The organism is Variovorax sp. 10L421 (assembly GCF_056395365.1).
Genome location: NZ_JBFTJJ010000003.1, coordinates 36,478 through 61,405, shown reverse-complemented (window position 1 = coordinate 61,405; position 24,928 = coordinate 36,478). Strand labels below are relative to the sequence as shown.

Below are 24,928 nucleotides of genomic sequence, written 5' to 3'. Positions count from 1 at the left end.
CCCCCACGCTCGGCACTGCGTGTCCTCGCTGCCCCCCGAGGGGGCGCTCGCGCCTTGGGGCGGCCCGGCGGCGCTCGTTGCCCCCACGCTCGGCACTGCGTGTCCTCCCCGACGCGCTGCGCACGGGTCTTGCTCTAGCATCGCCGCCTATGTCTTCGTTCGATCTCACGCTGTTGTATCTCCTCGCCGCGGTGATCGGCGTGGTGGCGTGCCGCTCCCTCAAGCTGCCGCCGATGCTGGGCTATCTCTCGGCCGGCGTGCTGATCGGGCCGCATGCCTTCGCGCTGGCGCAGAACACCGAAGGCATCCAGCACCTGGGCGAATTCGGCGTGGTGTTCCTCATGTTCGTGATCGGGCTGGAGTTCAGCCTGCCCAAGCTGCGCGCGATGCGAAAACACGTGTTCGGCCTCGGCCTGCTGCAGGTGCTGCTGACGATGGCCATCGCCACGGCCGGCGCGCTGCTGATTGCCCACTGGCTGCCGCCGTCGTGGCGGCTCGGCTGGCAGACCGCGCTGGCGCTGTCGGGCGCGCTCACCATGAGCAGCACGGCCATCGTGGTCAAGCTGATGGCCGAGCGGCTCGAACTCGAGAGCGAACACGGCAAGCGCGTGATGGGCGTGCTGCTGTTCCAGGACCTGGCCGTGGTGCCGCTGCTGGTGCTGATTCCCGCGCTGGGCGCACCGCCCGAGGCGCTGGCCAAGGCGCTGGGCTTCGCGCTGCTGAAGGCGAGCTTCCTGATCGGCGTGCTGCTGTACGGCGGCCCGCGCATCATGCGCTGGTGGCTCACGCTGGTTGCGCGGCGGCGCAGCGAAGAACTCTTCATCCTGAACGTGCTGCTGATCACGCTCGGCCTGGCCTGGCTCACCGAACTGGCCGGCCTGAGCCTGGCGCTGGGCGCCTTCATCGCGGGCATGCTGGTGTCGGAGACCGAATACAAGCACCAGGTCGAGACCGACATCCGTCCCTTCCACGACGTGCTGCTGGGGCTGTTCTTCATCACCGTGGGCATGTCGCTCGACTGGCACATCGTGGTCGAACGCTGGCTGCTGGTGGCCGTGCTGCTGCTGATGCCGCTGGCGTTCAAGCTGGGGCTGGTGACGGTGCTGGCGCGGGTGCTGGGCGCCACCTCGGGCGTGTCGCTGCGCACCGGCCTTTACCTGGCGCAGGCCGGCGAGTTCGGCTTCGTGCTGCTGACGCTGGCGCAGGAGCGCAGCCTGTTGCCGCCGTGGCTGGCCAACCCGGTGCTGGCGTCGATGGTGCTGTCGATGCTCACGACGCCGTTCATCATCATGTACAGCAACGCCATCGTGCGAAAGCTCGTGGCCAGCGACTGGCTGCAGCAGTCGCTGCAGATGACGACCATCGCGCGCAAGACCATCAACACCGCACAGCACGTGATCATCTGCGGCTACGGGCGCTGCGGCCAGAACCTGGCGCGCATCCTCGAACGCGAGGGCATCCCGTACATGGCGCTCGACCTCGACCCCGACCGCGTGCGGCAGGCCGCGGCCGCCGGCGACTCGGTGGTGTTCGGCGATGCGGCGCGGCTGCAGGCCTTGATGGCGGCCGGCTTGGCGCGCGCGAGTGCCGTCGTCGTGACCTACCTCGATGTGCCCGGTGCGATGAAGGTGCTGGCCAACACGCGCGCCCATGCGCCGCACGTGCCGGTGATCGTGCGCACGCAGGACGATCACGACCTGGAAAAACTGCAGGCGGCCGGAGCGACGGAAGTGGTACCCGAGGCCATCGAAGGCTCGCTCATGCTCGCGAGCCATGCGCTGGCGCTGGTCGGCGTGCCGATGCGCCGCGTGATCCGCGTGGTGCAGGATCAGCGCGACGCCCGCTACAACCTGCTGCGCGGCTACTTCCACGGCGCCGATGACGACAACGCCGACGAACTCGATCACGAGCGCCTCAACAGCTTCACGCTCAACGCCGGCGCGCGCGCGGTGGGCCAGCCGCTGGAACGGCTGGCGCTGTCCGCGCTCGGCGTGCGTGTGGCCAGCCTGCGCCGGCACGACGGCCAGCCGCGTGCGCTGGCCGACGGCACGGTGCTTTCGGAGGGCGATACGCTGGTGCTGTCCGGCAAGCCGGCTGCGCTGGCGATCGCCATCGACCGCCTGCAAAAAGGCTAGTTTCTTGTTCGGGAACGCCGCGGAACCCGCTTCGCAGGGTGCCCCGGTAGAGGCGAGCTCAGTTGATCAGCGTCGGGTTGCGCTTTTCTTCTTCGATGCGTTGCTGGCGGCGCACCGCTTCGCACTGCGCGTGGGCCTTGAATTCGGGCTTCAGGCACTGGGCCGCCATGCATTGCGCCTTGGCAATGAAGTTGCGGTCGCCGCACATGGCCTGGGGCTCGGCCGCAGCGACAGGTGCCGGCGCCGGGGCGGGGGCAGCGACCACGGCAGCGGGTTCGGGCGCGTTCGACGGTAGTGCGGCAGTGATCGCCTGCTTGTTGCGCGGCTTGGTAGCGGGCTTGGGCGCCGCGGCGGCAGCCGGTGCGGTTTCCACGGCAGGCGGCGTCACGGCCGGCTCGGCGGGCTGGGGTTCGGGCGCCGCCGGCGATGGTTCGGCGAGCGACGATGGGGCTACGGGCGCGGGAGTTTCGATGGCTGTGGCGGTGGCCTCTTCAGCGGCCGCAGGCGTCTTTCGCGTCCCGTTGCCGGACCAACCGGCGACGATCATTGCCACCGCGACCACCAGCAGACCGAGCCACAGCAGGATCACGCGCTTGCGCGGCGGCCGTTCGGCCGGCACGGATTGCCGGACCTTGGCCCGGCTTCTCCTTTTCGTTCCGGACTTCGGGGCCCAGGTCGACTCCAGGCCCGGCGGCGAAGCGGGCGGCGCGGGTGTCCGCGGCAGTTCGTCGTCGTGCACCATGAGCACGGTCTGTTCATGCTCGTCGCTCTGCCGCGCGGCCGACCTGCCGAAAAAAGATCCGCGCGCAGGCAGCGGCTCGTCCGGATCGAACAGCGGCGCCGGGATGGTCGGCGCGCGCAACTGGGCGGGCGCGGTGGCGGCCCATTCGCGTTCGGGACTCGGCGGCGGGGGAATCCGGTCTCCCGCGGCAGGCAGCTTGACGCCGCAGCTCCTGCAGAAATTCGCGCCGCCGCGGTTTTCCGTGCTGCAGACCGGACAGATCAAGGCCATGGATTGCTTACTGACTACTCTCGGGGGTCAAAACGAAAAGCTGGCTGGCCTGCCCGCATGTGGCAGATCGATCCGCCGGCGGACAGCGCAGCCTCAGGTCACGGCGACGCGCTTGGAGCGGTGCGCCATGCGCTTGGCGATCACGGCGCCGAGCGCCATCGCGATTTCCAGCGCCATGTTGGGCTGGCGGTTCGACATTTCCGCAAAGCGGATCGCCGTGAGCCGCCACACGCGGCCTGCGCCGGTGACCACCACGTTGGCCGAATGCGGCTGGCGCGAGAAGAACGAGCCTTCGCCGACCACCGAGCCGGGCGTGAGCACGGCCAGCCGCATCTGCTCCTTGCTGCTGACGCGGTGCACGCTGATGGCACCGCTCTCGATGAAGAAAACCGAGCGGTCCGGCGTGCCCTGTTCGATCAGCACGTCGCCAACGCCGGTATCGATGGGCTGCAGATAGCCCGCCAGTGTTTCCCACTGCTGGACGTTGAACGTCAACGCAAACGCGTCGGTGCTCGTGTTCTCCGCGATGGCGCGGCTCAGGTTCTGGATGGACATGTTTTCTTCGGCCCCCGCATGTGAGCCGAAGTATCAGCGATGCTCAGGAGATTCGGCTACAACTGTTTACGTTTTTCAAACCGGCTGTCGCTATTTACCAATGCAGAAGCGCGAAAAGATGACGCCCAGCAGGTCGTCCGCGCCGAACTCGCCGGTGATCTCGTTCAGGGCGTTCTGCGCCAGCCGCAGTTCTTCGGCCAGCAGGTCGAGCAACTGGGCCTGCGCCGCCAGATGGCTGGCCGCCAGCGCCAGGTGCGTTTCGACCCGGGCCAGCGCCTGCACGTGGCGCGCCCGCGCGAGGTACACGCCCTCGGGCACGGCCTGCCAGCCGGCCATGGCCAGCAGTTGTTCACGCAGGGCCTCGATGCCCAGGCCGGTCTTGGCGGACAGGGCGATGCCATGCCCGGCATGGGCGTCAGGCGCAGCGTCCTGCTTGTTCCAGACGTCGAGCACCGGCACGCTCGCAGGCAGCTTCTGGCGCAGGCCGGCCAGGATGTCGGCATCAGCGGCGGCGTAGTCGGCCAGATGGGCGCGCGTCAGGTCGTGCAGGAACAGCACGGCGTCGGCGCTTTCGATCTGGCCCCAGGCACGCGCTACGCCGATCTGCTCGACCTCGTCGCTGCTCTCGCGTAGGCCGGCGGTGTCGGCCACGTGCAGCGGCACGCCGTGGATCTGGATGGTCTGCGAGACCACGTCGCGCGTGGTGCCCGCCACTGCGCTCACGATGGCCAGTTCGGCACCGGCCAGCGCATTGAGCAGCGAGCTCTTGCCCGCGTTGGGCTGGCCTGCGATCACGACCTTGATGCCTTCGCGCAGCAGCGCACCCTGTTTCGCGCGCTGCTGCACGGCTGCGAGCTGCGACTGCAGCTTTGCCAGTTGCCCGGTGGCATCGGCTTTCTGGAGGAAATCGATCTCTTCTTCCGGAAAGTCGAGCGTCGCTTCGACCAGCATGCGCAGGTGGATCAACGCATCGCGCAGCGTGTGGATCTCGCGCGAGAACGCGCCCGATAGCGAACGCCCGGCGCTGCGCGCAGCCGCCTCGGTGCTGGCGTCGATCAGGTCGGCAATGGCCTCGGCCTGTGCCAGGTCGACCTTGCCGTTGAGAAAGGCCCGCTGGCTGAATTCGCCGGGCTCGGCCACGCGCAAGCCGGGCAGGCGAGCGCGGCCGGTGACGGGATCAGGCTCGGCCGCGGCTTCGAGGCAGCGCGCCAGCAGCAGCTGCAACACGACCGCGCCGCCGTGGGCCTGCAGTTCGAGCACGTCCTCGCCGGTGAAGGAATTCGGCGAGGGAAAGTGAACGGCCAGGCCATGGTCGACCGGCTCGCCGTGCGCATCGCGAAACGGCAGGTAGGTGGCTTCGCGCGGCTTGAGCACGCGGCCGCAGATGGCATCGATCAGCGGTGCCAGCCTGGCCCCCGACACCCGCACGATGCCGACCGCGCCGCGTCCCGAGGCAGTGGCGATGGCGACGATGGGATCGGTGGTGCGGGCAAGCATGGTACGGATTCTTTCAGCAAAAAGGGCCGCTTTCGCGGCCCTTTCGGGGGATGACTGGGGCGTCGTGCGGCTACTTCTTGGCGCCGAGCACGCCCAGGCGCTTGTTGATGAACCACTGCTGTGCGATCGACAGCGTGTTGTTCGTGATCCAGTACAGCACCAGGCCGGCCGGGAAGAAGATGAACATCACGCTGAACGCGAGCGGCATGATCCACATCAGCTTGGCCTGCATCGGATCGGGCGGCGTCGGGTTGAGCCAGGTCTGGAACAGCGAGGTGGCCGTCATCACGATCGGCAGGATGTACCAGGGGTCCGGTGCCGACAGGTCGGTGATCCAGCCGATCCACGGGGCGTGGCGCATTTCGACCGACGACAGCAGCACCCAGTAGAGCGCGATGAACACCGGGATCTGGATCACGATGGGGAAGCAGCCACCCATCGGATTGACCTTCTCGGTCTTGTAGATCCGCATCATCTCCTGCTGCATCTCTTGCGGCTTGTCCTTGAGCCGCTCGCGCATCTCCATGATCTTCGGGTTGATGGCCTTCATCTTGGCCATGCTGGCGTAGGCCTTGGCGTTGAGCCAGTAGAAGGCCGCCTTCAGCAGCACCACCAGCGCGACGATCGACCAGCCCCAGTTGCCCAGGATGCCGTGCAGCTGGTTCAGCAGCCAGTACAGCGGCTTGGAGATGATCGCGAAGATGCCGTAGTCCTTCACCAGGTCCAGGCCGGGCGCGATGGCTTCGAGCTTCTTTTCTTCCTCGGGGCCGGCGAACAGCGTGCTGTTCACGACCTGCGTGGCGCCGGGGGCGATCTTGGGCAGCGTGGCCACCATGGCCACGGTGAACAGGTTGTCGCCCAGATCCTTCACGCGGAACTCGCGGCGCAGCTGTTCGCTCGCCGGGTCGCCCTTGAGCAGCCAGGCCGACACGAAGTAGTGCTGCACCATCGCGATCCAGCCGTCGTTGGCCGGCGGGGGCGGTTCGATCTTGCCCTTGGCGATGTCCTTGAAGTCGAGCTTGTGGAACTTCTTCTCGTTGGTGTACGCGGCGGGACCGGTGAAGGTGTTGGTGCCGAACATCGTGCCGGCGGCCACGGTGCCATGGCGCAGCAGCTGCATGTAGAGCTGGGCGTCGCGCGGCTGGTCGCTCGTGTTGACCACCTCGTGGCGCACGCCGATGGCGTAGTCGCCGCGGTGGAACACGTAGGTCTTGACGTACTTCAGGCCGCCGACGGGGGCACTTTCGAAGCCCACTTCCAGCGTGTTCTGGCCATCGGCCATCTCGCGCGGGCCGGCCTTCGGCGTCATCTGCGTCAGGTGGTTGGGAAAGCGCTCACCCGAGTCGACGGGATTCAGCAGGCCGGTCTGCGCCACATAGCGCGTGGCCGGCGAGCCGTTTTCGAACAGCACGACGCGCTTGGTGCGGTCGGCTTCGTCGTACTTCAGCAGTTCGAGGTGGTTGACTGTGCCGCCTTCGCTGTCGATCGTGGCCTTGAACAGGTCGGTGGTCACGCTGACCTGCTCGCGCGGCGCGGCTGCAGCGGCTTGCGTGGGCACGGCACCGGCGCTGCCGCCGCTCGCGCCCGACGAAGATGCAGCCGGCACGCCGTTGCTGGCAGCGGGTGCGCTGCCCGCGGCCGGGGCGGAGGCCACCGCGGCCGGCTTGCTCGACGGCAGGAAGGTCGGCTTGTTGCCGTTGAAGACCTGCCATTGGTCCCACAGCAGCACCAGCGAGAACCCAAAAATCACCCACAGGATCGTGCGGCGTATATCGTTCATGACGAAGACTTCTTGTCGGAGGAGAGAAGAGACGAAAACAGCGAGCCTGACTTGTCAGTGCGACGCTGTGATTTCGGTGGAACCGGATCGTGCCCGCCATCGCACCATGGCTGGCAGCGCGCGATGCGGTGCAGAGTGAGGTAACTGCCCTTGAGCGCGCCATGCACTTCCAGCGCCTCGATCGAATACACCGAGCAGGTCGGCGTGAAGCGGCACGACTGGCCGAGCCAGGGGCTCAGCAGCAGGCGGTAGCCCTTCACAAGGCCGATCAGCAGGCGTTTCATGACGAGGAGGAAGCGGGCGGAGGCGCCGAAGCGGGAGCGGAAGAACGCGCCGCCCGCGCCAGCAGCTGCCGGAGCTCGGCGCGCACCGCTGCCTTGAGCTTGTCCGAAGTGGCGCTCACGAATTCCTTGCGGTCGAAACCGGCGCGCAGCCGCACCACGTGCGCAGCACGTGGCAAGCCGACGCCGGGTGCGGCGCTCACCGTATAGATCTGGCGCTTGATGGCATTGCGCGTGACCGCGCGACGCGCCCAGCGCTTGGGCACCATGGCGCCCAGCCAGACATCGTCGGACGCGAACAACGGCGGTGCGCCCGATGCGAGATCGAGCGCACAGCGATGCAATGCGAAATGAGCAGTGCGCGCCACGGTGGCACCTGCGAGGACGGCCTGGAATTGCGCGCGGGTCTTGAGCCGCTGCATGGAAGCCGGACCGGATACGCCGGAAGCGCTGGCTGTGGAAGCCTGCGCTGACGTGTCGGCTGCTGGCAACGGCAGGTGGGCTGCCGTCAGACGGCCAGGCGCTTGCGGCCCTTGGCGCGGCGTGCGTTGATGACGGCGCGGCCGCCGCGGGTCTTCATGCGGACCAGGAAGCCGTGGGTACGGGCGCGGCGGACTTTGGATGCTTGATAAGTGCGTTTCATGGTGATTTCCTATTTCCCTGTTCGCGCCGGTTCTTCGCACAAAAAGCATGAAGTACCTGCGGGCCGCCGGGGGAGCGTGTTTCGGATGGTCCCCGAAAGACGCAAGAGGTTTTCAGGGAAACCCGCAATTATCGCAAACATTGGCCGCCGGAACAATCTTCGAGTGGATTTGCGGGCCTTTCGATCGGCCCGGCGGCGTGTGGATAAGGTTTTGACAAGTTAGAATGCCGGGCGCCTTCCAGCAGAGAATATCCACAATACCTATACCAAAAAATGCCCGAGGGTCTCATCACTTTTTCAAGCGCCCATGTCGACTGACGGCATCGGCGAAAGCCTCTGGCAGGCCTGTGTCGACCAACTCGCGCAGGAGCTGTCAGAGCAGCAATTCAACACCTGGATCAAGCCCCTGACTGCGCAGGTCGCCGACGACCTCTCGCGCATGACGGTGTTCGTCGCCAACCGCTTCAAGCTCGACTGGATCCGGGCCCAGTACGCCGGCAAGATCGCCGCCATGGCCGAGAAGATGTACGGCCAGCCGGTCGCCATTGAGTTAGCGCTTGCTCCTCGCGAAGCGGCCGTACGCCCTGCACCTGTGGCCGTCATGGCCGAAACCGACGTGCCGCGCGACGTGGCCGGCCCGGGCGAGGAGCCGGCCGCCGCGGGCTTCAAGAACAGGCTGAATTCCGGTCTCACCTTCGACACCCTGGTCGAGGGCACGGCCAACCGCATGGCGCGCGCCGCGGCCATGCACGTGGCCGGCATGCCGGGCCATCTTTACAACCCGCTTTTCATCTACGGCGGCGTCGGCTTGGGCAAGACCCACCTGATGCACGCTGTGGGCAACCGGCTGCTGGCCGACAAGGCGGATTCCAAAGTTCTCTACATCCATGCCGAGCAGTTCGTCTCGGATGTGGTCAAAGCCTATCAGCGCAAGACTTTCGATGAGTTCAAGGAGCGCTATCACTCGCTCGATCTGTTGCTGATCGACGATGTGCAGTTCTTCGCCAACAAGGACCGGACGCAGGAAGAATTCTTCAATGCGTTCGAGGCCCTGCTGGCCAAGAAGTCGCACATCGTGATGACCAGCGACACCTACCCGAAGGGCCTGGCCGACATCCACGAACGCCTGGTGTCGCGCTTCGATTCGGGCCTCACGGTGGCCATCGAGCCGCCCGAGCTCGAGATGCGCGTGGCCATCCTGATCAACAAGGCGCGCGCCGAATCGGCCGAAATGCCGGAAGAAGTGGCCTTCTTCGTCGCCAAGAACGTGCGCTCCAACGTGCGTGAACTCGAAGGCGCGCTGCGCAAGATCCTGGCTTACTCGCGCTTCAACCAGAAGGAGATCTCGATCGCCCTGGCGCGCGAGGCGCTGCGCGACCTGCTGTCGATCCAGAACCGTCAGATCTCGGTCGAGAATATCCAGAAGACGGTGGCCGACTACTACAAGATCAAGGTCGCCGACATGTACAGCAAGAAGCGTCCGGCCAGCATTGCGCGGCCGCGGCAGATCGCGATGTACCTGGCCAAGGAGCTCACGCAGAAAAGCCTGCCCGAAATCGGCGAGCTGTTCGGCGGGCGCGATCACACGACGGTGCTGCACGCGGTGCGCAAGATCTCCGGCGAGCGCCAGCAGCTCACCGAACTCAACCAGCAGCTTCACGTGCTCGAGCAGACGCTCAAGGGCTGACCGCCGAATGTCATCAAGAAAGCCCCTCGCGACAGCGGAGAATGGCGCCCTTACAAGCTGATTCAAAGAGATAGAGAAGAGGAAGAAGACATGATCGTTTTGAAGGCAAACCAAGACAAAGTCCTCGCCGCGCTGCAGTCGGTGGCGGGCATCGTGGAGCGGCGTCACACCTTGCCGATCCTGGCGAACGTGCTGATCCGCAAGACCGGCGGCCAGCTGCAGCTGACCACCAGCGACCTCGAAATCCAGATCCGCACCACCGCCGAGCTCGGCGGCGACGAAGGCAGCTTCACAACCACCATCGGCGCGCGCAAGCTGATCGACATCCTGCGCACCATGCCGGCCGACCAGACCGTGAGCCTCGAGTCGAGCGCCAGCAAGCTGGTGCTCAAGGGCGGCAAGAGCCGCTTCACGCTGCAGTCGCTGCCCGCCGAAGACTTCCCGCTGGTGCAGGAAGCCGCCAATTTCGGCCCTGTGTTCAGCGTGCCGCAGAAGACGCTGAAGGACCTGCTCTCGCAGGTTTCGTTCGCGATGGCCGTACACGACATCCGCTACTACCTGAACGGCATCCTGTTCGTGGCCGAAGGCAAGCAGTTGAGCCTGGTCGCCACCGATGGCCACCGCCTGGCGTTTTCCTCCGCCATGCTCGACGTCGAGGTCCCGCGCCAGGAAGTCATTCTTCCGCGCAAGACCGTGATCGAAATGCAGCGCCTGCTGTCGGACGCCGAAGGCGCCATCGAGATGCAGTTCGCGAACAACCAGGCCAAGTTCAGCTTTGGCGGCATGGAGTTCGTCACCAAGCTGGTCGAGGGCAAGTTCCCCGACTACAACCGCGTGATCCCGAAGAACCACAAGAACAGCGTCACGCTGGGCCGCGCGCCGCTGCTGGCCAGCCTGCAGCGCACCGCCATCCTGACGAGCGAGAAGTTCAAGGGCGTGCGCCTGAACATCGAGCCGGGCACGCTGCGCATCGCGTCGAACAACGCCGAGCAGGAAGAAGCGCAGGACGAACTCGACATCGACTACGGCGGCGACGCCATCGAGATCGGCTTCAACGTCACCTACCTGATCGACGCGCTGTCGAACATGGACCAGGACATGGTCAAGCTGGAGCTTGCCGACTCCAACAGCTCGGCGTTACTGACCATCCCCGAGAACGCATCCTTCAAGTACGTCGTGATGCCGATGCGTATCTAGCAGACAGACCCCGAAGCGCCTTGCGCACACAGCCCGCGGCCCTCCGCGGGTTTGCGCTTTCAAGAGGCGGCGAATTGAGCTTTTGAGAGCCCGAAAAATCACGTGAATGCCGTGAGAGACAGAGGAATATCCGAATGAGTGCTGAAGAAAACAAGCCCGAAGTGCCGCACACCGAACCGGTCTACACGCCTGAAGTTCAGGTCGTGCCGCCCGAGGCCATAGCCGCCGACACCAGCTACGGCGAAGGCTCGATCACGATCCTCGAAGGGCTCGAGGCCGTGCGCAAGCGCCCCGGCATGTACATCGGCGACACCTCCGACGGCACCGGGCTGCACCACCTGGTGTTCGAAGTCGTGGACAACTCCATCGACGAGGCGCTGGCCGGCCATTGCGACGACATCGTCGTGACCATCCACTCCGACAACTCGATCTCCGTCACCGACAACGGCCGCGGCATCCCGACCGGCGTGAAGATGGACGACAAGCACGAGCCCAAGCGCTCGGCTGCCGAGATCGCGCTGACCGAACTGCACGCCGGCGGCAAGTTCAACCAGAACAGCTACAAGGTGTCGGGCGGCCTGCACGGCGTGGGCGTGAGCTGCGTGAACGCGCTGAGCGTGATGCTGCGCCTCGTGGTGCGCCGCGAAGGCAAGATCCACGAGCTCGAATTCAGCCGCGGCTTCGTGCAGGACCGCCTGCTCGAAACGGTGAACGGCGTCGAAGTCTCGCCCATGAAGATCATCGGCGACACCGACAAGCGCGGCACCGAGGTGCATTTTCTGCCCGACACCCAGATCTTCAAGGAGAACTCGGACTTCCACTACGAGATCCTCAGCAAGCGCCTGCGCGAACTGAGCTTCCTGAACAACGGCGTGCGCATCCGCCTGAAGGACGAGCGCACCGGCAAGGAAGACGACTTCTCCGGCGCCGGCGGCGTGCGCGGCTTCGTGGAGTTCATCAACAAGGGCAAGACCGTCCTGCACCCGAACTCGTTCTACGCCGAGGGAGAGCGCCCGGCCGACACCTACGGCGGCATCCCCGGCACGCACATCGGCGTCGAAGTGGCGATGCAGTGGAACAGCGGCTACAACGAGCAGGTTCTCTGCTTCACCAACAACATCCCGCAGCGTGACGGCGGCACCCACCTCACGGGCCTGCGCGCCGCGATGACCCGCGTCATCAACAAGTACATCGAAGAGAACGAGTTCGCGAAGAAGGCGAAGGTCGAAGTCACCGGCGACGACATGCGCGAAGGCCTGTGCTGCGTGCTGAGCGTGAAGGTGCCCGAGCCCAAGTTCTCCAGCCAGACCAAGGACAAGCTGGTGTCCAGCGAAGTGCGCGCGCCGGTGGAAGACATCGTCGGCAAGCTGCTGACCGACTACCTGCAGGAACGCCCGAACGACGCCAAGATCATCTGCGGCAAGATCGTCGAGGCCGCCCGCGCCCGCGAAGCCGCCCGCAAGGCCCGCGAAATGACGCGCCGCAAGGGCGTGCTCGACGGCATGGGCCTGCCCGGCAAGCTGGCCGACTGCCAGGAGAAAGATCCGGCGCTTTGCGAGGTCTACCTGGTGGAGGGCGACTCCGCCGGCGGCTCCGCCAAGCAGGGCCGCGACCGGAAGTTCCAGGCCATCCTGCCGCTGCGCGGCAAGATCCTGAACGTCGAGAAGGCGCGCTACGAGAAGCTGCTGACCAGCAACGAAATTCTCACGATGATCACCGCGCTGGGCACCGGCATCGGCCGCGCCGGCGCCACCACCGCGGGCGGCGGCGCGGACGACTTCAACGTCGCCAAGCTGCGCTACCACCGCATCATCATCATGACCGACGCCGACGTCGACGGCGCCCACATCCGCACGCTGCTGCTCACCTTCTTCTACCGGCAGATGCCGGAGCTGGTGGAGCGCGGCCACATCTACATCGCGCAGCCGCCGCTGTACAAGGTGAAGGTCGGCAAGGAAGAGCAATACCTGAAGGACGGCCCCGCGCTGGACGCCTTCCTGCTCAAGGTGGCATTGAAGGACGCGAGCCTGCAGACCGGCGGCGCGAACTCCACCACGCTCGCCGGCGATACCCTGGCCGAGCTGGCGCGCAAGCACCAGGTGGCCGAGGCCGTCATTGCGCGCCTGCGCAACTTCATGGACGCCGAGGCGCTGCGCGCGATTGCCGACGGCGTGGCGCTCGACCTCGACACCACGCCCGCCGCCGAGGCTTCGGCCGTCGCGCTGCAGGCCAAGCTGCGCGAGCTCAACACGACCGGTGTGCCGGCCGAGGTGAGCAGCGAATTCGACGCCCGCACCGACAAGCCGCTGCTGCGCATCAGCCGCCGCCACCACGGCAACATCAAGAGCAGCGTGCTCACGCAGGACTTCGTCCACGGCGCCGACTACGCAGCGCTCGCCGAAGCCGCCAACACCTTCCGCGGCCTGCTGAGTCCCGAAGGCGCGCTGGTCAAGCGCGGCGAAGGCGAACGCGCCAAGGAAGAAAAAGTCGACGACTTCCGCCAGGCCATGAAGTGGCTGATCAGCGAAGCCGAGCGCGCCACCTCGCGCCAGCGCTACAAAGGCCTGGGCGAGATGAACCCCGAGCAGCTGTGGGAAACCACCATGGACCCGACCGTGCGGCGCCTGCTCAGGGTGCAGATCGACGACGCGATCGAAGCCGACCGCGTGTTCACCATGCTCATGGGCGATGAGGTGGAGCCGCGCCGGGAGTTCATCGAGCAGAACGCGCTGCGGGCGGCGAATATCGACGTGTGATGATGGTCGTCACCCACATCCACGGCCCCGTGCCGCACCGCTGAAGAGCCTGAAAACGCCCGGTCACCCGGGCGTTTCTCATTGCAGGCGCAAGGTTGTGGCGAGCCCGCCGTTCGAGCACGGGCCGTCGGAGTATTCGGCTTCGCCGGACGGGCCGATGCACTTGGTCACCTTGACGGTGGGCGTTGCCACGCGGGGAGGCTCGACAGGGGCACCCTCCAGCGGAACGAGAGACGCGACGGGGAGGGCGGCCGGCCTCACAGGCCGCGCAGCTTCCTCGCGATCGCTCGTAACGGGCGGCTGGACGAACGCAGCCGGGATGCTCGCCTGAACCGGCGCGCGTGCCGCGCTTTCCCGTACCAGCCCCTGGAGGGTCGCATAGAACAGGAACATCGCCACGAGTGCCACCCCGAGGCACGGTGCCCAATACTGCGGCGGCCCCCAAGGCCCAAAGGACCGGCCAGGCCGTCCTCTCAGCGCCGCAGCCATGGCCAGCCCCCGGCCTGCAATGCGCCCGCCAACCGGGCGATCCCTCCGGTGCCGCTCGCCGCGCGCCCGATCAGCGCACCGCCGGCCGCACCGACGGCGATGCGCGCCAGCAACGAGCGGCTGCGGCCCGCCGCCAGCAGCAGCAAAACGCCGGCGCCCAGCACAGCGAGATGCTCACCGGGATAGTCGGCGCGCGCGGCATCCACTTTCCTGAAGTCGTCGATGGTCGATTGGAATGTCATGGCCGAAGCTCCTTGTTTGCGTTCAGCCGTTCTTAACCCGCACCGCCATGTGCGGCTGTAGGCGCGCGCCATGCCCGCCGGCGGAATCCGTCCCGAAAACGCCGCAGACCGAGGCACATCAGGGTTTCCCTCAGGCTTGTCAGTAAAAGCACCGGCAATGCACGTCACAAGGCCGTCATCAGCTATGAAAACAATAGCATTCACCTTCAATCCGAAGATCGTTCCTCGTAAACGCTATATCTAGCCCGACTCTTGCTAAGCAAAATCCCCGACGGATTTCACGTCACGCAAGATCGAGGACCACACAGCAATGAACCCTACGCGTCTCCGCCGGCCCCTGGCCGCGCTGGTATTGGGCGGTACAGCAGCATTCCTCGGGGCCGTGACTTCAGCCCACGCGTTCTCGAACCCGCCCATCCAGGTGGCGCAGGGCATCGAGTACATGTGCGGCGGCGCCGCCAAGGACGAAGCCGCGTTCATGGAAATGGTGTCGCCGCGCTGGGCCGCGACCATCGATTTCGGCGTCAGCGACGGCAAGGGGACAGGGGTGCCCGGCTTTCCCGCCAAGGCCCTTATTGAAGTACGCCAGAAATACACCGGCCAGGTCGTGATGGACGTGCAGTCGCAAGGCCCCTATATGCTGGCGCGCCTCAATCCGGGCGCCTATGACGTGAACGTGACGCTCGGCGGCCTCACGCTGACGCAGTCGCTGGTGGTGATTGCCGGCATGCCGGCGCGTGCGTCGTTCGTGTGGCCCTCGAATTTCGACATGGCCTCGATCGCGCCTTCGTTGCCACAGGCGCTGGCGCAGACGTCCACCGCCCGCTGAGCTTTTTTCCGGTCAGCCTTTCCTAAGCCGCGAACCGCACAGTGACGTCGTGGCTTCTCGCCACGACGACAAGGAAAGGATTCAGACCATGGGCACCCGTTTTCCATCATCGCGCGCGATGCGGCCGCTGGCGGCCGCCCTGTTCTGCGCCGCCGTTGTGCTCGGCGCGCTTTCGCCCGCGCAGGCGGCGGTGAACCCGCCGATCTACATGGCGCACGGTGTCGAATACATGAGCGGCGGCATCGGCAGCGACGAGGCCCGGCTGATGGAGACGGTGTCGCCGCGCTGGCCCGCCACCTTCGAATTCGCGGTCAAGGACAGCAAGGGCGCCGACTTCGCGGCCAACGTGCACGTGACGGTGCGCGACAGCAGCGGCACCGCACTGCTCGACAACGTGGTGTCGGGCGGCCCGTTCATGGTGGCGCGCCTCGATCCGGGCACCTATGAGGTCGAGGCCCGCATCGGCAGCCAGGTGCTGAAGCAGCAGCTGCACGTGCTGCAGGGCGCACCGGCCAAGGCGAGCTTCATCTGGCCGGCAGGCACCGACATGGCTTCGGCCGGCACGCGCACGGTGCAGTAACACGGCGAAAGTGGGCGCCGGCACCGCGGCGGACCGGTACCGTTCTTGTGGGTCCGGCAGAGCCATGAAGCCTGCTATCCGGGCGCATTGCGCTATAGAAAAAATAGCTATCGCCGCACTTCCCGGCGCCTTGAATGCGCGGCATGCGCCTTGCAGATGAGGTGTCCCGGGCAGTGCCCGATCCCATTGCCCCGATGCCGATCCGTCCCCTGAGCGCCCTGACCGCGCTGTTGCACGTCTATATCGCGCTGCGCCTGCTGCCCGCGCTGGCCGTGCTCACGCCCGCGTGGCCGCTGGCGCTGTTCGCGCTCGCGGTGTCCGCGGTCACGATTCCGCTGCCTTTCGTGTCGCGCCGCATCGGGCGCGATGCCGCCACGGGCGATGTGCTCAAGTGGATCGGCCTGATCGGCATGGGCTGGTTCTCGTCGATGTTCGTGCTCACGCTGCTGCGCGACGCTGGCCTGCTGCTCGCCTGGCTCGCAAGCGCGTTGGGCGGTGTGCCGGTGCAGTGGAATGTGCTGCAGCCATGGAGCGCGCTGGCCGTGCTGGCGATGGCCACGGCCACGTCGGCGATCGGTTTCCTCAATGCGCGCCGCACGGCCGGCGTGAAGCGGGTGGACGTGCCCATCCGCGGCCTGCCGCAGGCACTCGAAGGCTTCACGATCGCGCAGCTCAGCGACATCCACGTGGGTCCGACGATCCGGAACGCGTACATCCAGCGCATCGTCGATGCGGTGAATCGCCTGGGCGCGGACGCCATCGCGATCACCGGCGACCTGGTCGACGGCACAGTGCCGGAACTGCGCGAGCACATCGCGCCGCTGGCCGGTCTGCGTGCGCGCCACGGCACCTTCGTGGTCACGGGCAACCACGAGTACTACGCGGGCGCGCATGCCTGGATCGACGAGCTGCGCCGGCTCGGCCTGAAGGTGCTGCTCAACGAGCACGTGGTGCTGCAGACGCGCAATGTGCGCGGCGCGCAGACCGATGAAGAGCTCTTCGAAAGCGCGCTCGTACTCGCCGGCGTGACCGACTTCACTGCCGGGCACTTCGACGCGGCGCACGCCAGCGATCCGCACCTGGCGCTGCACGACGCGCCGCCGCTGGTGCACACGCGCGTGCTGCTTGCGCACCAGCCGCGCAGCGCGCCGCTGGCTGCGGCGGCCGGCTACCAGCTGCAGCTGTCTGGCCACACGCACGGCGGCCAGTTCTTTCCCTGGAACCTGTTCGTGCCGATGCAGCAGCCTTTCACGGCCGGCCTGCACCGGCTGCAGGACATGTGGGTGTACGTGAGCCGGGGCACCGGCTACTGGGGCCCGCCGAAGCGCTTTGGCGCGCCTTCCGAAATCACGCTGCTGACGCTGGTGCCGGCGAAGTCCTGAAGAGCCTGCTCAGGATTCGAGTTCGGCCAGCCGGCGTGCGTTGGAGGTAGCCGCCGCGTGGATCGGCTCCAGGCCCTCGCGTGCGATGCGCGCCGCGATTTCCGGCAGCTGGCTCGCGGCATCGACCGTGCCCGCGGCCGATTGCACGAACGCATCGCCATGCGCGGCCGCCTGGGCCGGCGTGACGCTGCCCGCCAGCAAGAAGAAGGCCGTCGTGCCCTGGACCCATTGCTGCAGCACCCGGCTGGCGAGCGAGAAATGGCTGCTGTGCCACTGCTTCGCCATCGCGATGCCAGCCTCGTTTGCAGCCGCCAGCTTTTCCTGCCCCATGAGCTGGAATTCCGCGAGGTCGGCCGCACTGGGCGTGAGTCCGGCCTTGGCGATGCGCTCGGTGCGCATGCGGATCACGGAGCCGGACGACAGCAGCATCTCATGGGTCTTGAAGGCCAGGTCGAACCACTGCATGAGCGGATTGGCCAGGCGGGCGGCGGAGGTGAGGGAGGGCATGAGGGCAGTGCGCTGGAGGAGGTCGGACCACTATAGGCTTCGCCGGCCCGAAAATGCTGCAGTGCAACAAATCCGGCACTGCATTTTTATTGATCGGGTCCTACTTCCCGATGTGGAAATTACGTGCCGAGCGAATGCTGAACAGGGTTGAGATTGATGATGTCTTCCTGTTTCACGTCACGCGTCACGGGCCGCAGCATGAGATTTCGCGTCGCCACACCTCTTCGGGCCGCCCTGTTCGCGGCCCTTTCGGCCTTGCCGGGCGCGGCGGCCCATGCATTCGAAGACAGCGCAACGGGCATGTACGTCGAGGGAGGCCGCGCCCCGCACGGGCAAATGGGCAGCGCCGATTCAGCGACGGTGGGCATGACCTTCCCGTGGTCACCGCGCCAGCCGGTGCGCGAAGGCGCACTCTCGGGCTACTGGGATGTGTACCTGAGCAACTGGCATGCGCCGGCCCTCGGCAACGGCCCGCGCAACTACACGCAGATCGGCGCCATCTACACCTGGCGCTACCGCTTCGACCATGGCGACTCGCCCTGGTTTGCCGAAGGTGGCGTCGGCGGCAGCGTGATGGATCACGTCTACAGGACGCCCGACCGCAGCTTCAGCACCGCCTTCCAGTTCACCGAGGTGCTGGGCATCGGACGCAGCTTCGGCGAGCACGGCACGCATGAACTGTCGTTGCGCGTGCAGCACTTCTCGAATGGCGGCATCAAGAAGCCGAACCCGGGCGAGACCTTCGTCCGGCTGCGCTACGCCTACCGCTTCTAGCGCCCCGCCATCCCCGGCCGCTTCGCTCTCGCCTCCGTCACCAGATAGCCCAGCGCGGCCACCATCAGCGGCAGCAGGTAGTACAGGCCGCGATAAGCCAGCAGCGCGCCGAGCAGCTGGGCTTCCGGCACCTCGTGCGACAGCAGCGCCACGAACACCGCCTCGAGCACGCCGAGCCCCGCCGGCACGTGCGTGACGACTCCGGCCACCGCCGCCACCAGCAGCACCGCGAGCACCTGCGGATAGCCGACCTGACCCTGCAGCAGGAACCAGATCACGCCGCCGATCAGCGACCAGTTGGTGCACGACATGGCGAGCTGCAGCAGCGCCATGGCCAGCCCCGGGATCCTGAACGCATGGCCGCGCACGCGCCAGACGCGCCCCTTCGCCGCTGCGCACAGCACCAGGTAGGCCAGGGCCACCATCAGCAGCACCGCGCCGAGCATGCGCAGGTCCTCGTGGTCGATTTTCCAGCCGGGCGGCAGCCTCATCGGCCAGAAAAGGAATGCTGCGCCGGCCACCACGAGGTAGCCGAGCCAGTTGGTCAGCATGCTGAAGCCGAGCACGCGAGTGATGGTCTCGTTCGCGAGGCCCAGGCGCGAATAGAGCCGGTAGCGGAAGGCCACGCCGCCCACCAGCGACCCGAGGTTGAGGTTGAAGGCGTAGCTGATGAAAGTCACGCCCATCACCGTGCCCGTGCCGAGCCGGTGCCGCGTCAGGTGCCGGCCCAGCAGGTCGTAGGTGCTGTAGAGCGCGAAGCTGCTTGCCGCCAGCACGCCGGCCGCAAGCAGCACGGCGGCAGGCAGCAAGCGGATCGCGTCGAACACCTCGTCCCAGTGGATGGTGCGCGCCTGCCGCACGAGCAGCCACGCGATCAGCGCGAAGAAGCCCCACGTCGCCGCGCGGCGAATCCAGGGCCACCAGCCGTGGTGGGAGAGAGCCATGGTGCTCATCGATTCGATGCGGCGCTTCCGCTCAGGCGGCTTCCGTCCGGGTGGCGCCGCCGGCCGGGTCACTGCGGCCGCTGCCGCGCCGGCTCGCGAGGTCGGTGGCCTCGGCCGGCGTCAGGCGCGGCGCGTGTCGCGGCAGGCGGCCCAGCAGGGCCGGGTACCAGCGCAGGATGTGGAAGACGAAGAAGCTGCGCACCAGCCGCCAGCCGCTCCATTCGCTGGCGAGATCGGCCGCCTCCACCTGTTTGCAGCTGTGCTGCATCAGCCGGTCCATGCGCTCCCACAGCACCTGGTTGAAGGCCGCGTCGCGCACGATCACGTTGGCCTCGAGGTTCAGCGACAGGCTCAGCGGGTCGAGGTTGCTCGACCCCACGGTGCTCCACCTGTCGTCCATGAGCGCGACCTTGCCATGCAGCGGACGGTCGCAGTATTCGTAGATGCGCACGCCGGCATGCAGCAGGTGGTGGTAGAGCATGCTCGCGGCAGTCTTGACGATCGGCATGTCGGGCTCGCCCTGCAGGACGAGCCGCACGTCCACGCCGCGCCGCGCCGCGCGCCGCAATTCCTTGATGAGCAGGTAGCCCGGAAAGAAATACGCATTGGCGATCACGATGCGCCTGCGCGCCGCGCGGATGGCCGCACGGTACTGCCGCTCGATGTCGTTGGTGTGGCGCCGGTTGTCGCGCGTGACGAACATCGCATCGGCCTCGCCGGCGCGGACCTGGTTCACGGGCGGCGCCAACTTCAGCCGGCGGCGGAACCAGCTCGCGCCCTTGCCGCCGAGCGCGATGGCGCGCAGCACGAACTGGTGGATCTCTCCCACGATCGGGCCCGCGAGTTCCACCGCATAGTCCTGCTTGGCCTTGGGTCCGAAATCGAGCAGGTGGTCCGCCGAATAGTTGATGCCGCCGACGAAGGCGCGCTCGCCGTCGACCACCACGATCTTGCGGTGCATGCGGCGGAACACGTTCAGCCGCTGGCCCATGAAGCGCTGACCCGGATCGAACACCCGCACCTTCACGCCGGCCGATGTCAGGCCCTCGATGAACTCGCGCGAGAGATCCGGCGAACCGAAGCCGTCGATCATCAGGTCGATCTTCACGCCACGCTGCGCCGCCTCGCGCATGGCGGCGTGCAGCTGCAGGCCGACCTTGTCCTCGAACAGGATGAAGGTCTCGGCGATCACCTCGCGCCGTGCCTTGCGGATGGCGTCGAACACGCGCGGGAAGAACTGCTCGCCGTTCTCCAGCAACTCGATGCGGTTGCCGCCGGTCCAGTGGTTGTTGTTCCCGCTGCTCATGGCTCGCGCGCTCACTGCGCTCACAGGTCGATATCCGCCACCAGCGGGGCGTGGTCCGACAGGTGCGACCACGGCCGGCGCGGCAGCACCACGGGCGCGTGCGCGCCGGCATTGCGCACGTAGATGCGGTCCAGCGGCAGCACGGGGAAGCGGGCGGGAAAGGTCCTGGCCGCGCGGCCGTTGGCATGCACGAACACTTCGCGCAGAGCGGCGCCTTTTTCCAGGATCTCGTGCGCGCGGCCGCGCCAGTCGTTGAAGTCGCCCGCCACGATCAGCGGCGCGTCGGCCGGCACCTCGTCGCGCACGATGTGGCAGAGCAGCTCGAGCTGCTGCTGCCGGTGCGCCTCGGCCAGCCCGAGGTGGGCGCAGACCGCGTGCACGTCGACGACACGGCCCGGCAGCCGCAGCACGCAATGCAGCAGCCCGCGCTTCTCGGGACCGCTCACGGACACGTCGTGGTTGCGGAAATGCACGATCGGGAATTTCGAGAGCAGCGCATTGCCGTGGTGGCCTTTCGGATACACCGCATTGCGCCCGTAGGCGAACTGCGGCCACATGGTGTCGGCCAGGAATTCGTAGTGCGGCGCTTCGGGCCAGTTGCTCACCCTGCGCGAATGGCGCGAATGGGTGCCGAGCACTTCCTGCAGGAACACCACGTCGGCGCCCACGGTGCGCACCGCGTCGCGCAGCTCCGGCAGGATGAACCTGCGGTTGAGCGCGGTGAAGCCCTTGTGGGTGTTCACCGTCATGACCTTGAGCGAGGTCGGCGAGGCCTGCGCGGACGCCGCGGCGTCTGGAATGGGAGAGGAGGACATCGTTGTGCAAGTTGTACGTTGCCGCGCCCCTCCTGACTGTAGGAACTCGCCACCTCCTTCCGCCCCCTTTCACGCGTGGGCGGCCGGCTCCTACAGGCAGGCCTGCCGCACCCCCACACGGTGGGAATTTCGCTGCCTCTACGGTGATTTTCGAGGGCTCGGAAAGCAGCCCGCGTTTCATCCTCGACACCGACACAAAGCCACAAGGAGCACATCGATGAAGCAAATCACTTTTCACGCCACGGTTCTCGCCGCGTTGCTGGGCATGGCCGGCATCGCGTCGGCACAGGCCACGTCCATTCCCGCCCAGCCCGCCCCGTCGGTGGGCGGCGAAGCCAGCACCATGACGCCTGCCGGCGTTGCAAATCCGCCGCAGCGCCCCGACGCCTCGATGCCCATATCGCGCGAGGCGGTGAAGGCCGAGGCCCGTGTGCAAAACCGCAACAATGCCAACAGCGTGGTGCCCAAGGGCGAGGCGTCCACCACCGTCAACCACCAGCCCAACGCCATGCCGCAGCCGACCGGCGAGATGTCCCGCGCGGAGGTCAGCCAGACGGGGCGCAAGGTCAAGCCGCAGTTCGGCCAGAAGGGCGAACGCCCCGACGTGGTGACCAATCCGACGGACAAGACGGGCACGCCGCAGTAAAACCCGCCCGTCGATGAAAAAAGCCCGCAGCGCTTTCGCGTTGCGGGCTTTCATTCGATGGCGCCGTCACCGGCGCAGCGGGTGTGGATCAGCCCTTGGCAGGTGCCGGCGCACCGCGCTGGCCTTCATGGCCGCGATGGCCGTCGTGGTCACCCCGGTGGCCGCCGAAGTGCACGGTCTCGGCGTCGAAGGTCTTCTGCTGCTCGGGCGTCAGCGCGGCGTAGAAAGTCTTCGTGGCTTCGGCGCGCTTGGCGAACATCGCGCTGCGTTCGGCACGGCGAGCCTCCATGCGCTCCAGGCGCTGCGGCGTGGTCAGCTTGGCGAACTCGGCACGGTCCATGTGCGGACGCGGACCGCCGGGCGGCTGCGTCGCGGCGGTGAAGGTGCTCCATGCGCCTTCCTGGGCCGCGGTGAGCTTGAGCTTGTCCTTCAGGGCGGCAAGACGCTTGGTGCGGCGCTCCTGCATGCGCTCCATGCGCTGGGCGGGGTCCATGCGCTTGTGCTGCGCCTTGGGCGCCGCGGCGTTGTCGGCCTGGGCCACCGCGGCGGTGGGTGCGGCTGGGGTGGAGGCGGCCGGCGCTTGAGCGAACGCGCCCGAAGAGGCGAGGGCGGCCGAACCCAGCAGGCTGGCCCAGACGATGCGTTGGCGAAGAGAAATCATGAGAAGTGCTTCCTTTCGAAGAAGCCCGCCACCGATGGGCAGCAGGTGAGACGAAGTGTGGAAGCGCTCTGTATCGCCTCCGTTAGGCCGGCGTGAGCTTGCGTAAAGAATGATGTACAGCGAGCGCGAAAGCGGCCTGTGGCGTGACTTTTTACTTGGGCCGGGGCCGCTTCAGCCCGCGGTCTGGCACCTGCAGCCTGCCGGCGCGCAGGTCGCCGACCGCCCGGGCGACGGCGCGCGCCACGTTGCGCACTTCTTCCTGCACGTCGGCATCGGCATCGAGCGCGTCGTGGCTGGTGGCGTAGGGTTCGTAGTAGCCGATGTAGCGATCGAGCAGCGCCTGCGTGCCGGCGTCGACCAGCCCCATCCAGTCGAGCCAGTCGACGAGGCTTCGGCGCACGCTTTCCACGCCTGCCACGTCGCCGTGCACCACCACGCCGTAGACGCGGCCGTCGAGGTGCTTGGGATAGCCCCAGCCTTCGAGTTCGAGCGCCTTGGCTTCCTCGGGATTCTTGCCATGCGTGCTGGTGGGGTCCGGGTTGCCGCCGTCGGCGCAGACGAGGCGGTCGATCATGAGCTTCAGCGGACTCGCCGCCTGGTACCAGTGCGTGGGCGTGAGCAGGATCACGCCATGCGCGGACACCCAGCGTTCGTAGATCTCGTTCATCCAGTCGCCGGTCTGGCGCAGCGAATGGTTGGGATAGCAGCTGCAGGGCCAGTGGCACAGCGGCATGGCGGTGGAGACGCAGCCCTTGCAGGGGTGGATCTGCCGGCCGTATTCGGAAGCGAGCAGGCTCAGGTCGAGCAGGTCGGTCTCGATGCCGCTGCCGTCGAGCACCTCGCGCGCCAGTTCGGCCAGCCGCCATGTCTTGGAGACTTCGCCGGGGCAGGTGCCGTCGTTGCGCGGCGAGCCGTTCACCAGCAGCACGCGCGAAGGCGTCTGCGGCAGGCTCCAGGCGAGCTGCGCCGCGTCGATGCGGGCCTTGGCTTCGAGCCAGTCGACGGACAGTTCGTAGTCCGGGTCCGCATAGCCGGGCCCCGCCCTGCGGGTGACGGGCGCCTTGCGGCCTTGCTCATAAGCTTCCCAGGCGATGAGTTCGATGCGCCGCAGCGACTCGGCCTCGGCCTGGAAGGCCGGGTCCTGGAAGGGCTGCATGAAGCGTTCGTGGAACTGGGCGCGTTGCAGCGTGGCGGGCGCCTGTCCTTTTCGGATCGTGGTGGGCATGAGCGCAATCTAGGGGGCCCATGCGGTGGCCGGAACCCTGGCCGATGCCGACTTTCGGTAGGCGGGCGACTACAGGTTCAGCCCAGCTTGCCGTTCTGGAAGTCGTGCACCGCCTGCTGGACCTGCTCCTGCGTGTTCATCACGAAAGGGCCGTACTGCGCGATGGGCTCGTGCAGCGGCTTGCCGGCAATGAGCAGCGCACGCGCGGGGCTGTGGTTGGTCGCGCCGGCACGCAGCACCACGCCGTCGCTGCCCGCGTCGTTGGCCAGGATCGCCATGCGCCGCGTCGGGACTTCGCTGCCCGCGATCCACAGCGATTCGCGGAACACGTAGACCAGCGCGTTGTGGTCGTGCGGCAGCGGCTGCGCGAACTCCGCGCCCGGCGGCAGCGTGACGTCGAGGTACAGCGGCTCGGTGTGCTCGCGCCGCACCGCACCCTCGATGCCATGGCTGGCGCCCGCGATCACGCGCACGTGCGCGCCGCCGGTGGTGGTGAATTCCGGGATCTCCTCGCTCTGGATGTCGCGATACCAGGGCTCGCGCATCTTGTCCCTGGCCGGCAGGTTGAGCCACAGCTGAAAGCCTTCCATCAGGCCTTCTTCCTGCTCGGGCAGTTCGCTGTGCACGAGGCCGCGGCCGGCGGTCATCCACTGCACGCCGCCGTTCTCCAGCAGGCCTTCGTGGCCGGCGCTGTCGCGGTGGCGCATGCGGCCGGCGATCATGTACGTGACGGTCTCGAATCCGCGGTGCGGATGGTTGGGAAAGCCGCCGATGTAGTCGCCCGGGTTGTCGCTGCCGAAGGCATCGAGCATCAGATAAGGGTCGAGCCGCTTCTGCAGCGGCTGCTGAAGCACGCGGGTGAGCTTGACGCCGTCGCCGTCGCTGGTGGAAACACCGGCCACGATGTGGTCGATGCCGCGCGGCGTGGCGACGGGATCGGTGGGATGGTTGGCGTGGTGGTTGGCGTTCGTCATCCGTCCATGGT

25 protein-coding genes are annotated in these 24,928 nt (G+C 67.0%); 9 read left to right on the top strand and 16 right to left on the bottom strand.

From position 1 onward, the window contains the following. The first annotated feature begins 149 nt into the window (after positions 1-149). A complete protein-coding gene (locus AC1DFC_RS06590) occupies positions 150-2,135 on the top strand; it encodes a monovalent cation:proton antiporter family protein (protein WP_007834837.1) in 1,986 nt (661 codons plus the stop codon). Between the two features lie 58 nt (positions 2,136-2,193). On the opposite strand, the gene AC1DFC_RS06585 is transcribed toward AC1DFC_RS06590, so the two are convergent. The 7 genes from AC1DFC_RS06585 to rpmH form a co-directional block, all read right to left on the bottom strand. Then, positions 2,194-3,147, bottom strand: a complete 954-nt coding sequence (locus tag AC1DFC_RS06585) for a zinc ribbon domain-containing protein (protein WP_478178851.1) — start codon at positions 3,145-3,147, stop codon at positions 2,194-2,196. Between the two features lie 93 nt (positions 3,148-3,240). Then, positions 3,241-3,702, bottom strand: coding sequence for a Crp/Fnr family transcriptional regulator (locus AC1DFC_RS06580; RefSeq protein ID WP_007834835.1), 462 nt, complete (start codon positions 3,700-3,702; stop codon positions 3,241-3,243). Between the two features lie 90 nt (positions 3,703-3,792). Further along, a complete protein-coding gene (gene mnmE / locus AC1DFC_RS06575; RefSeq protein WP_007834834.1) occupies positions 3,793-5,199 on the bottom strand; it encodes a tRNA uridine-5-carboxymethylaminomethyl(34) synthesis GTPase MnmE in 1,407 nt (468 codons plus the stop codon). A 70-nt stretch (positions 5,200-5,269) separates the two neighbouring features. After that, positions 5,270-6,979 (bottom strand): membrane protein insertase YidC, encoded by a 1,710-nt coding sequence (gene yidC, locus AC1DFC_RS06570; RefSeq protein WP_007834833.1) that lies wholly within the window; start codon positions 6,977-6,979, stop codon positions 5,270-5,272. Next, a complete protein-coding gene (gene yidD / locus AC1DFC_RS06565; protein WP_007834832.1) occupies positions 6,976-7,263 on the bottom strand; it encodes a membrane protein insertion efficiency factor YidD in 288 nt (95 codons plus the stop codon). Before yidD ends, yidC begins: the two co-directional genes overlap by 4 nt. Then, a complete protein-coding gene (locus tag AC1DFC_RS06560) occupies positions 7,260-7,682 on the bottom strand; it encodes a ribonuclease P protein component (protein ID WP_007834830.1) in 423 nt (140 codons plus the stop codon). Before AC1DFC_RS06560 ends, yidD begins: the two co-directional genes overlap by 4 nt. Positions 7,683-7,768: 86 nt before the next feature. Then, entirely contained in the window at positions 7,769-7,903 is a 135-nt protein-coding gene (rpmH, locus tag AC1DFC_RS06555) for a 50S ribosomal protein L34 (protein WP_007834827.1), read from the bottom strand. Between the two features lie 307 nt (positions 7,904-8,210). Between rpmH and dnaA the strand changes: the two genes are divergently transcribed. The 3 genes from dnaA (at position 8,211) to gyrB (ending at position 13,543) form a co-directional block, all read left to right on the top strand. Further along, positions 8,211-9,590, top strand: coding sequence for a chromosomal replication initiator protein DnaA (gene dnaA, locus AC1DFC_RS06550; RefSeq protein WP_007834823.1), 1,380 nt, complete (start codon positions 8,211-8,213; stop codon positions 9,588-9,590). A 90-nt stretch (positions 9,591-9,680) separates the two neighbouring features. Next, positions 9,681-10,787 (top strand): DNA polymerase III subunit beta, encoded by a 1,107-nt coding sequence (dnaN, locus tag AC1DFC_RS06545; protein WP_007834821.1) that lies wholly within the window; start codon positions 9,681-9,683, stop codon positions 10,785-10,787. A gap of 134 nt (positions 10,788-10,921) precedes the next feature. Next, entirely contained in the window at positions 10,922-13,543 is a 2,622-nt protein-coding gene (gyrB, locus tag AC1DFC_RS06540; protein WP_007834820.1) for a DNA topoisomerase (ATP-hydrolyzing) subunit B, read from the top strand. 78 nt (positions 13,544-13,621) lie between these two features. On the opposite strand, the gene AC1DFC_RS06535 is transcribed toward gyrB, so the two are convergent. Together AC1DFC_RS06535 and AC1DFC_RS06530 are read right to left on the bottom strand one after the other, a co-directional pair. Further along, positions 13,622-13,942, bottom strand: coding sequence for a hypothetical protein (locus AC1DFC_RS06535; RefSeq protein ID WP_478178850.1), 321 nt, complete (start codon positions 13,940-13,942; stop codon positions 13,622-13,624). 74 nt (positions 13,943-14,016) lie between these two features. After that, positions 14,017-14,274 (bottom strand): hypothetical protein, encoded by a 258-nt coding sequence (locus AC1DFC_RS06530; protein ID WP_007834816.1) that lies wholly within the window; start codon positions 14,272-14,274, stop codon positions 14,017-14,019. Between the two features lie 310 nt (positions 14,275-14,584). On the opposite strand from AC1DFC_RS06530, the gene AC1DFC_RS06525 reads away from it, so the two are divergent. From AC1DFC_RS06525 to AC1DFC_RS06515, 3 genes are all read left to right on the top strand, one after another. After that, positions 14,585-15,103 carry a hypothetical protein gene (locus AC1DFC_RS06525; RefSeq protein ID WP_413334615.1) on the top strand — a complete coding sequence of 173 codons (519 nt, stop codon included), beginning with the start codon at positions 14,585-14,587 and terminating at the stop codon, positions 15,101-15,103. Between the two features lie 88 nt (positions 15,104-15,191). After that, positions 15,192-15,683, top strand: coding sequence for a hypothetical protein (locus AC1DFC_RS06520; RefSeq protein ID WP_413334613.1), 492 nt, complete (start codon positions 15,192-15,194; stop codon positions 15,681-15,683). A 134-nt stretch (positions 15,684-15,817) separates the two neighbouring features. Continuing rightward, entirely contained in the window at positions 15,818-17,065 is a 1,248-nt protein-coding gene (locus AC1DFC_RS06515) for a metallophosphoesterase (protein ID WP_413334611.1), read from the top strand. 9 nt (positions 17,066-17,074) lie between these two features. On the opposite strand, the gene AC1DFC_RS06510 is transcribed toward AC1DFC_RS06515, so the two are convergent. Further along, on the bottom strand, positions 17,075-17,572 hold the full coding sequence (locus AC1DFC_RS06510) for a polyhydroxyalkanoate granule-associated phasin (protein WP_413334609.1): 498 nt from the start codon (positions 17,570-17,572) through the stop codon (positions 17,075-17,077). A gap of 198 nt (positions 17,573-17,770) precedes the next feature. Between AC1DFC_RS06510 and AC1DFC_RS06505 the strand changes: the two genes are divergently transcribed. Beyond that, on the top strand, positions 17,771-18,346 hold the full coding sequence (locus AC1DFC_RS06505; RefSeq protein WP_478178849.1) for an acyloxyacyl hydrolase: 576 nt from the start codon (positions 17,771-17,773) through the stop codon (positions 18,344-18,346). Here the strand turns inward: AC1DFC_RS06505 and AC1DFC_RS06500 are convergent. The 3 genes from AC1DFC_RS06500 to AC1DFC_RS06490 are packed head-to-tail and all read right to left on the bottom strand — an operon-like array spanning position 18,343 to position 21,411. Further along, on the bottom strand, positions 18,343-19,299 hold the full coding sequence (locus tag AC1DFC_RS06500; RefSeq protein WP_007834806.1) for a lysylphosphatidylglycerol synthase domain-containing protein: 957 nt from the start codon (positions 19,297-19,299) through the stop codon (positions 18,343-18,345). The genes AC1DFC_RS06505 and AC1DFC_RS06500 overlap by 4 nt on opposite strands. A 22-nt stretch (positions 19,300-19,321) precedes the next feature. Then, positions 19,322-20,596: a cardiolipin synthase ClsB gene (gene clsB / locus AC1DFC_RS06495; RefSeq protein ID WP_478178848.1), complete on the bottom strand. Its 1,275-nt coding sequence runs from the start codon at positions 20,594-20,596 to the stop codon at positions 19,322-19,324. A 20-nt stretch (positions 20,597-20,616) separates the two neighbouring features. Then, on the bottom strand, positions 20,617-21,411 hold the full coding sequence (locus tag AC1DFC_RS06490) for an endonuclease/exonuclease/phosphatase family protein (protein WP_413334601.1): 795 nt from the start codon (positions 21,409-21,411) through the stop codon (positions 20,617-20,619). Positions 21,412-21,628: 217 nt separating this feature from the next. Here AC1DFC_RS06490 and AC1DFC_RS06485 point away from each other — a divergent pair, with 217 nt between their 5' ends. Further along, positions 21,629-22,057 carry a serine/threonine protein kinase gene (locus tag AC1DFC_RS06485; protein ID WP_478178847.1) on the top strand — a complete coding sequence of 143 codons (429 nt, stop codon included), beginning with the start codon at positions 21,629-21,631 and terminating at the stop codon, positions 22,055-22,057. 88 nt (positions 22,058-22,145) lie between these two features. Here the strand turns inward: AC1DFC_RS06485 and AC1DFC_RS06480 are convergent, their stop codons facing one another. From AC1DFC_RS06480 to AC1DFC_RS06470, 3 genes are all read right to left on the bottom strand, one after another. Beyond that, positions 22,146-22,718, bottom strand: coding sequence for a Spy/CpxP family protein refolding chaperone (locus AC1DFC_RS06480; protein WP_007834800.1), 573 nt, complete (start codon positions 22,716-22,718; stop codon positions 22,146-22,148). 151 nt (positions 22,719-22,869) lie between these two features. Next, on the bottom strand, positions 22,870-23,943 hold the full coding sequence (locus tag AC1DFC_RS06475) for a flavodoxin family protein (protein WP_007834799.1): 1,074 nt from the start codon (positions 23,941-23,943) through the stop codon (positions 22,870-22,872). A gap of 77 nt (positions 23,944-24,020) precedes the next feature. Continuing rightward, positions 24,021-24,917, bottom strand: coding sequence for a pirin family protein (locus AC1DFC_RS06470; protein WP_007834798.1), 897 nt, complete (start codon positions 24,915-24,917; stop codon positions 24,021-24,023). Positions 24,918-24,928: the final 11 nt, after the last annotated feature.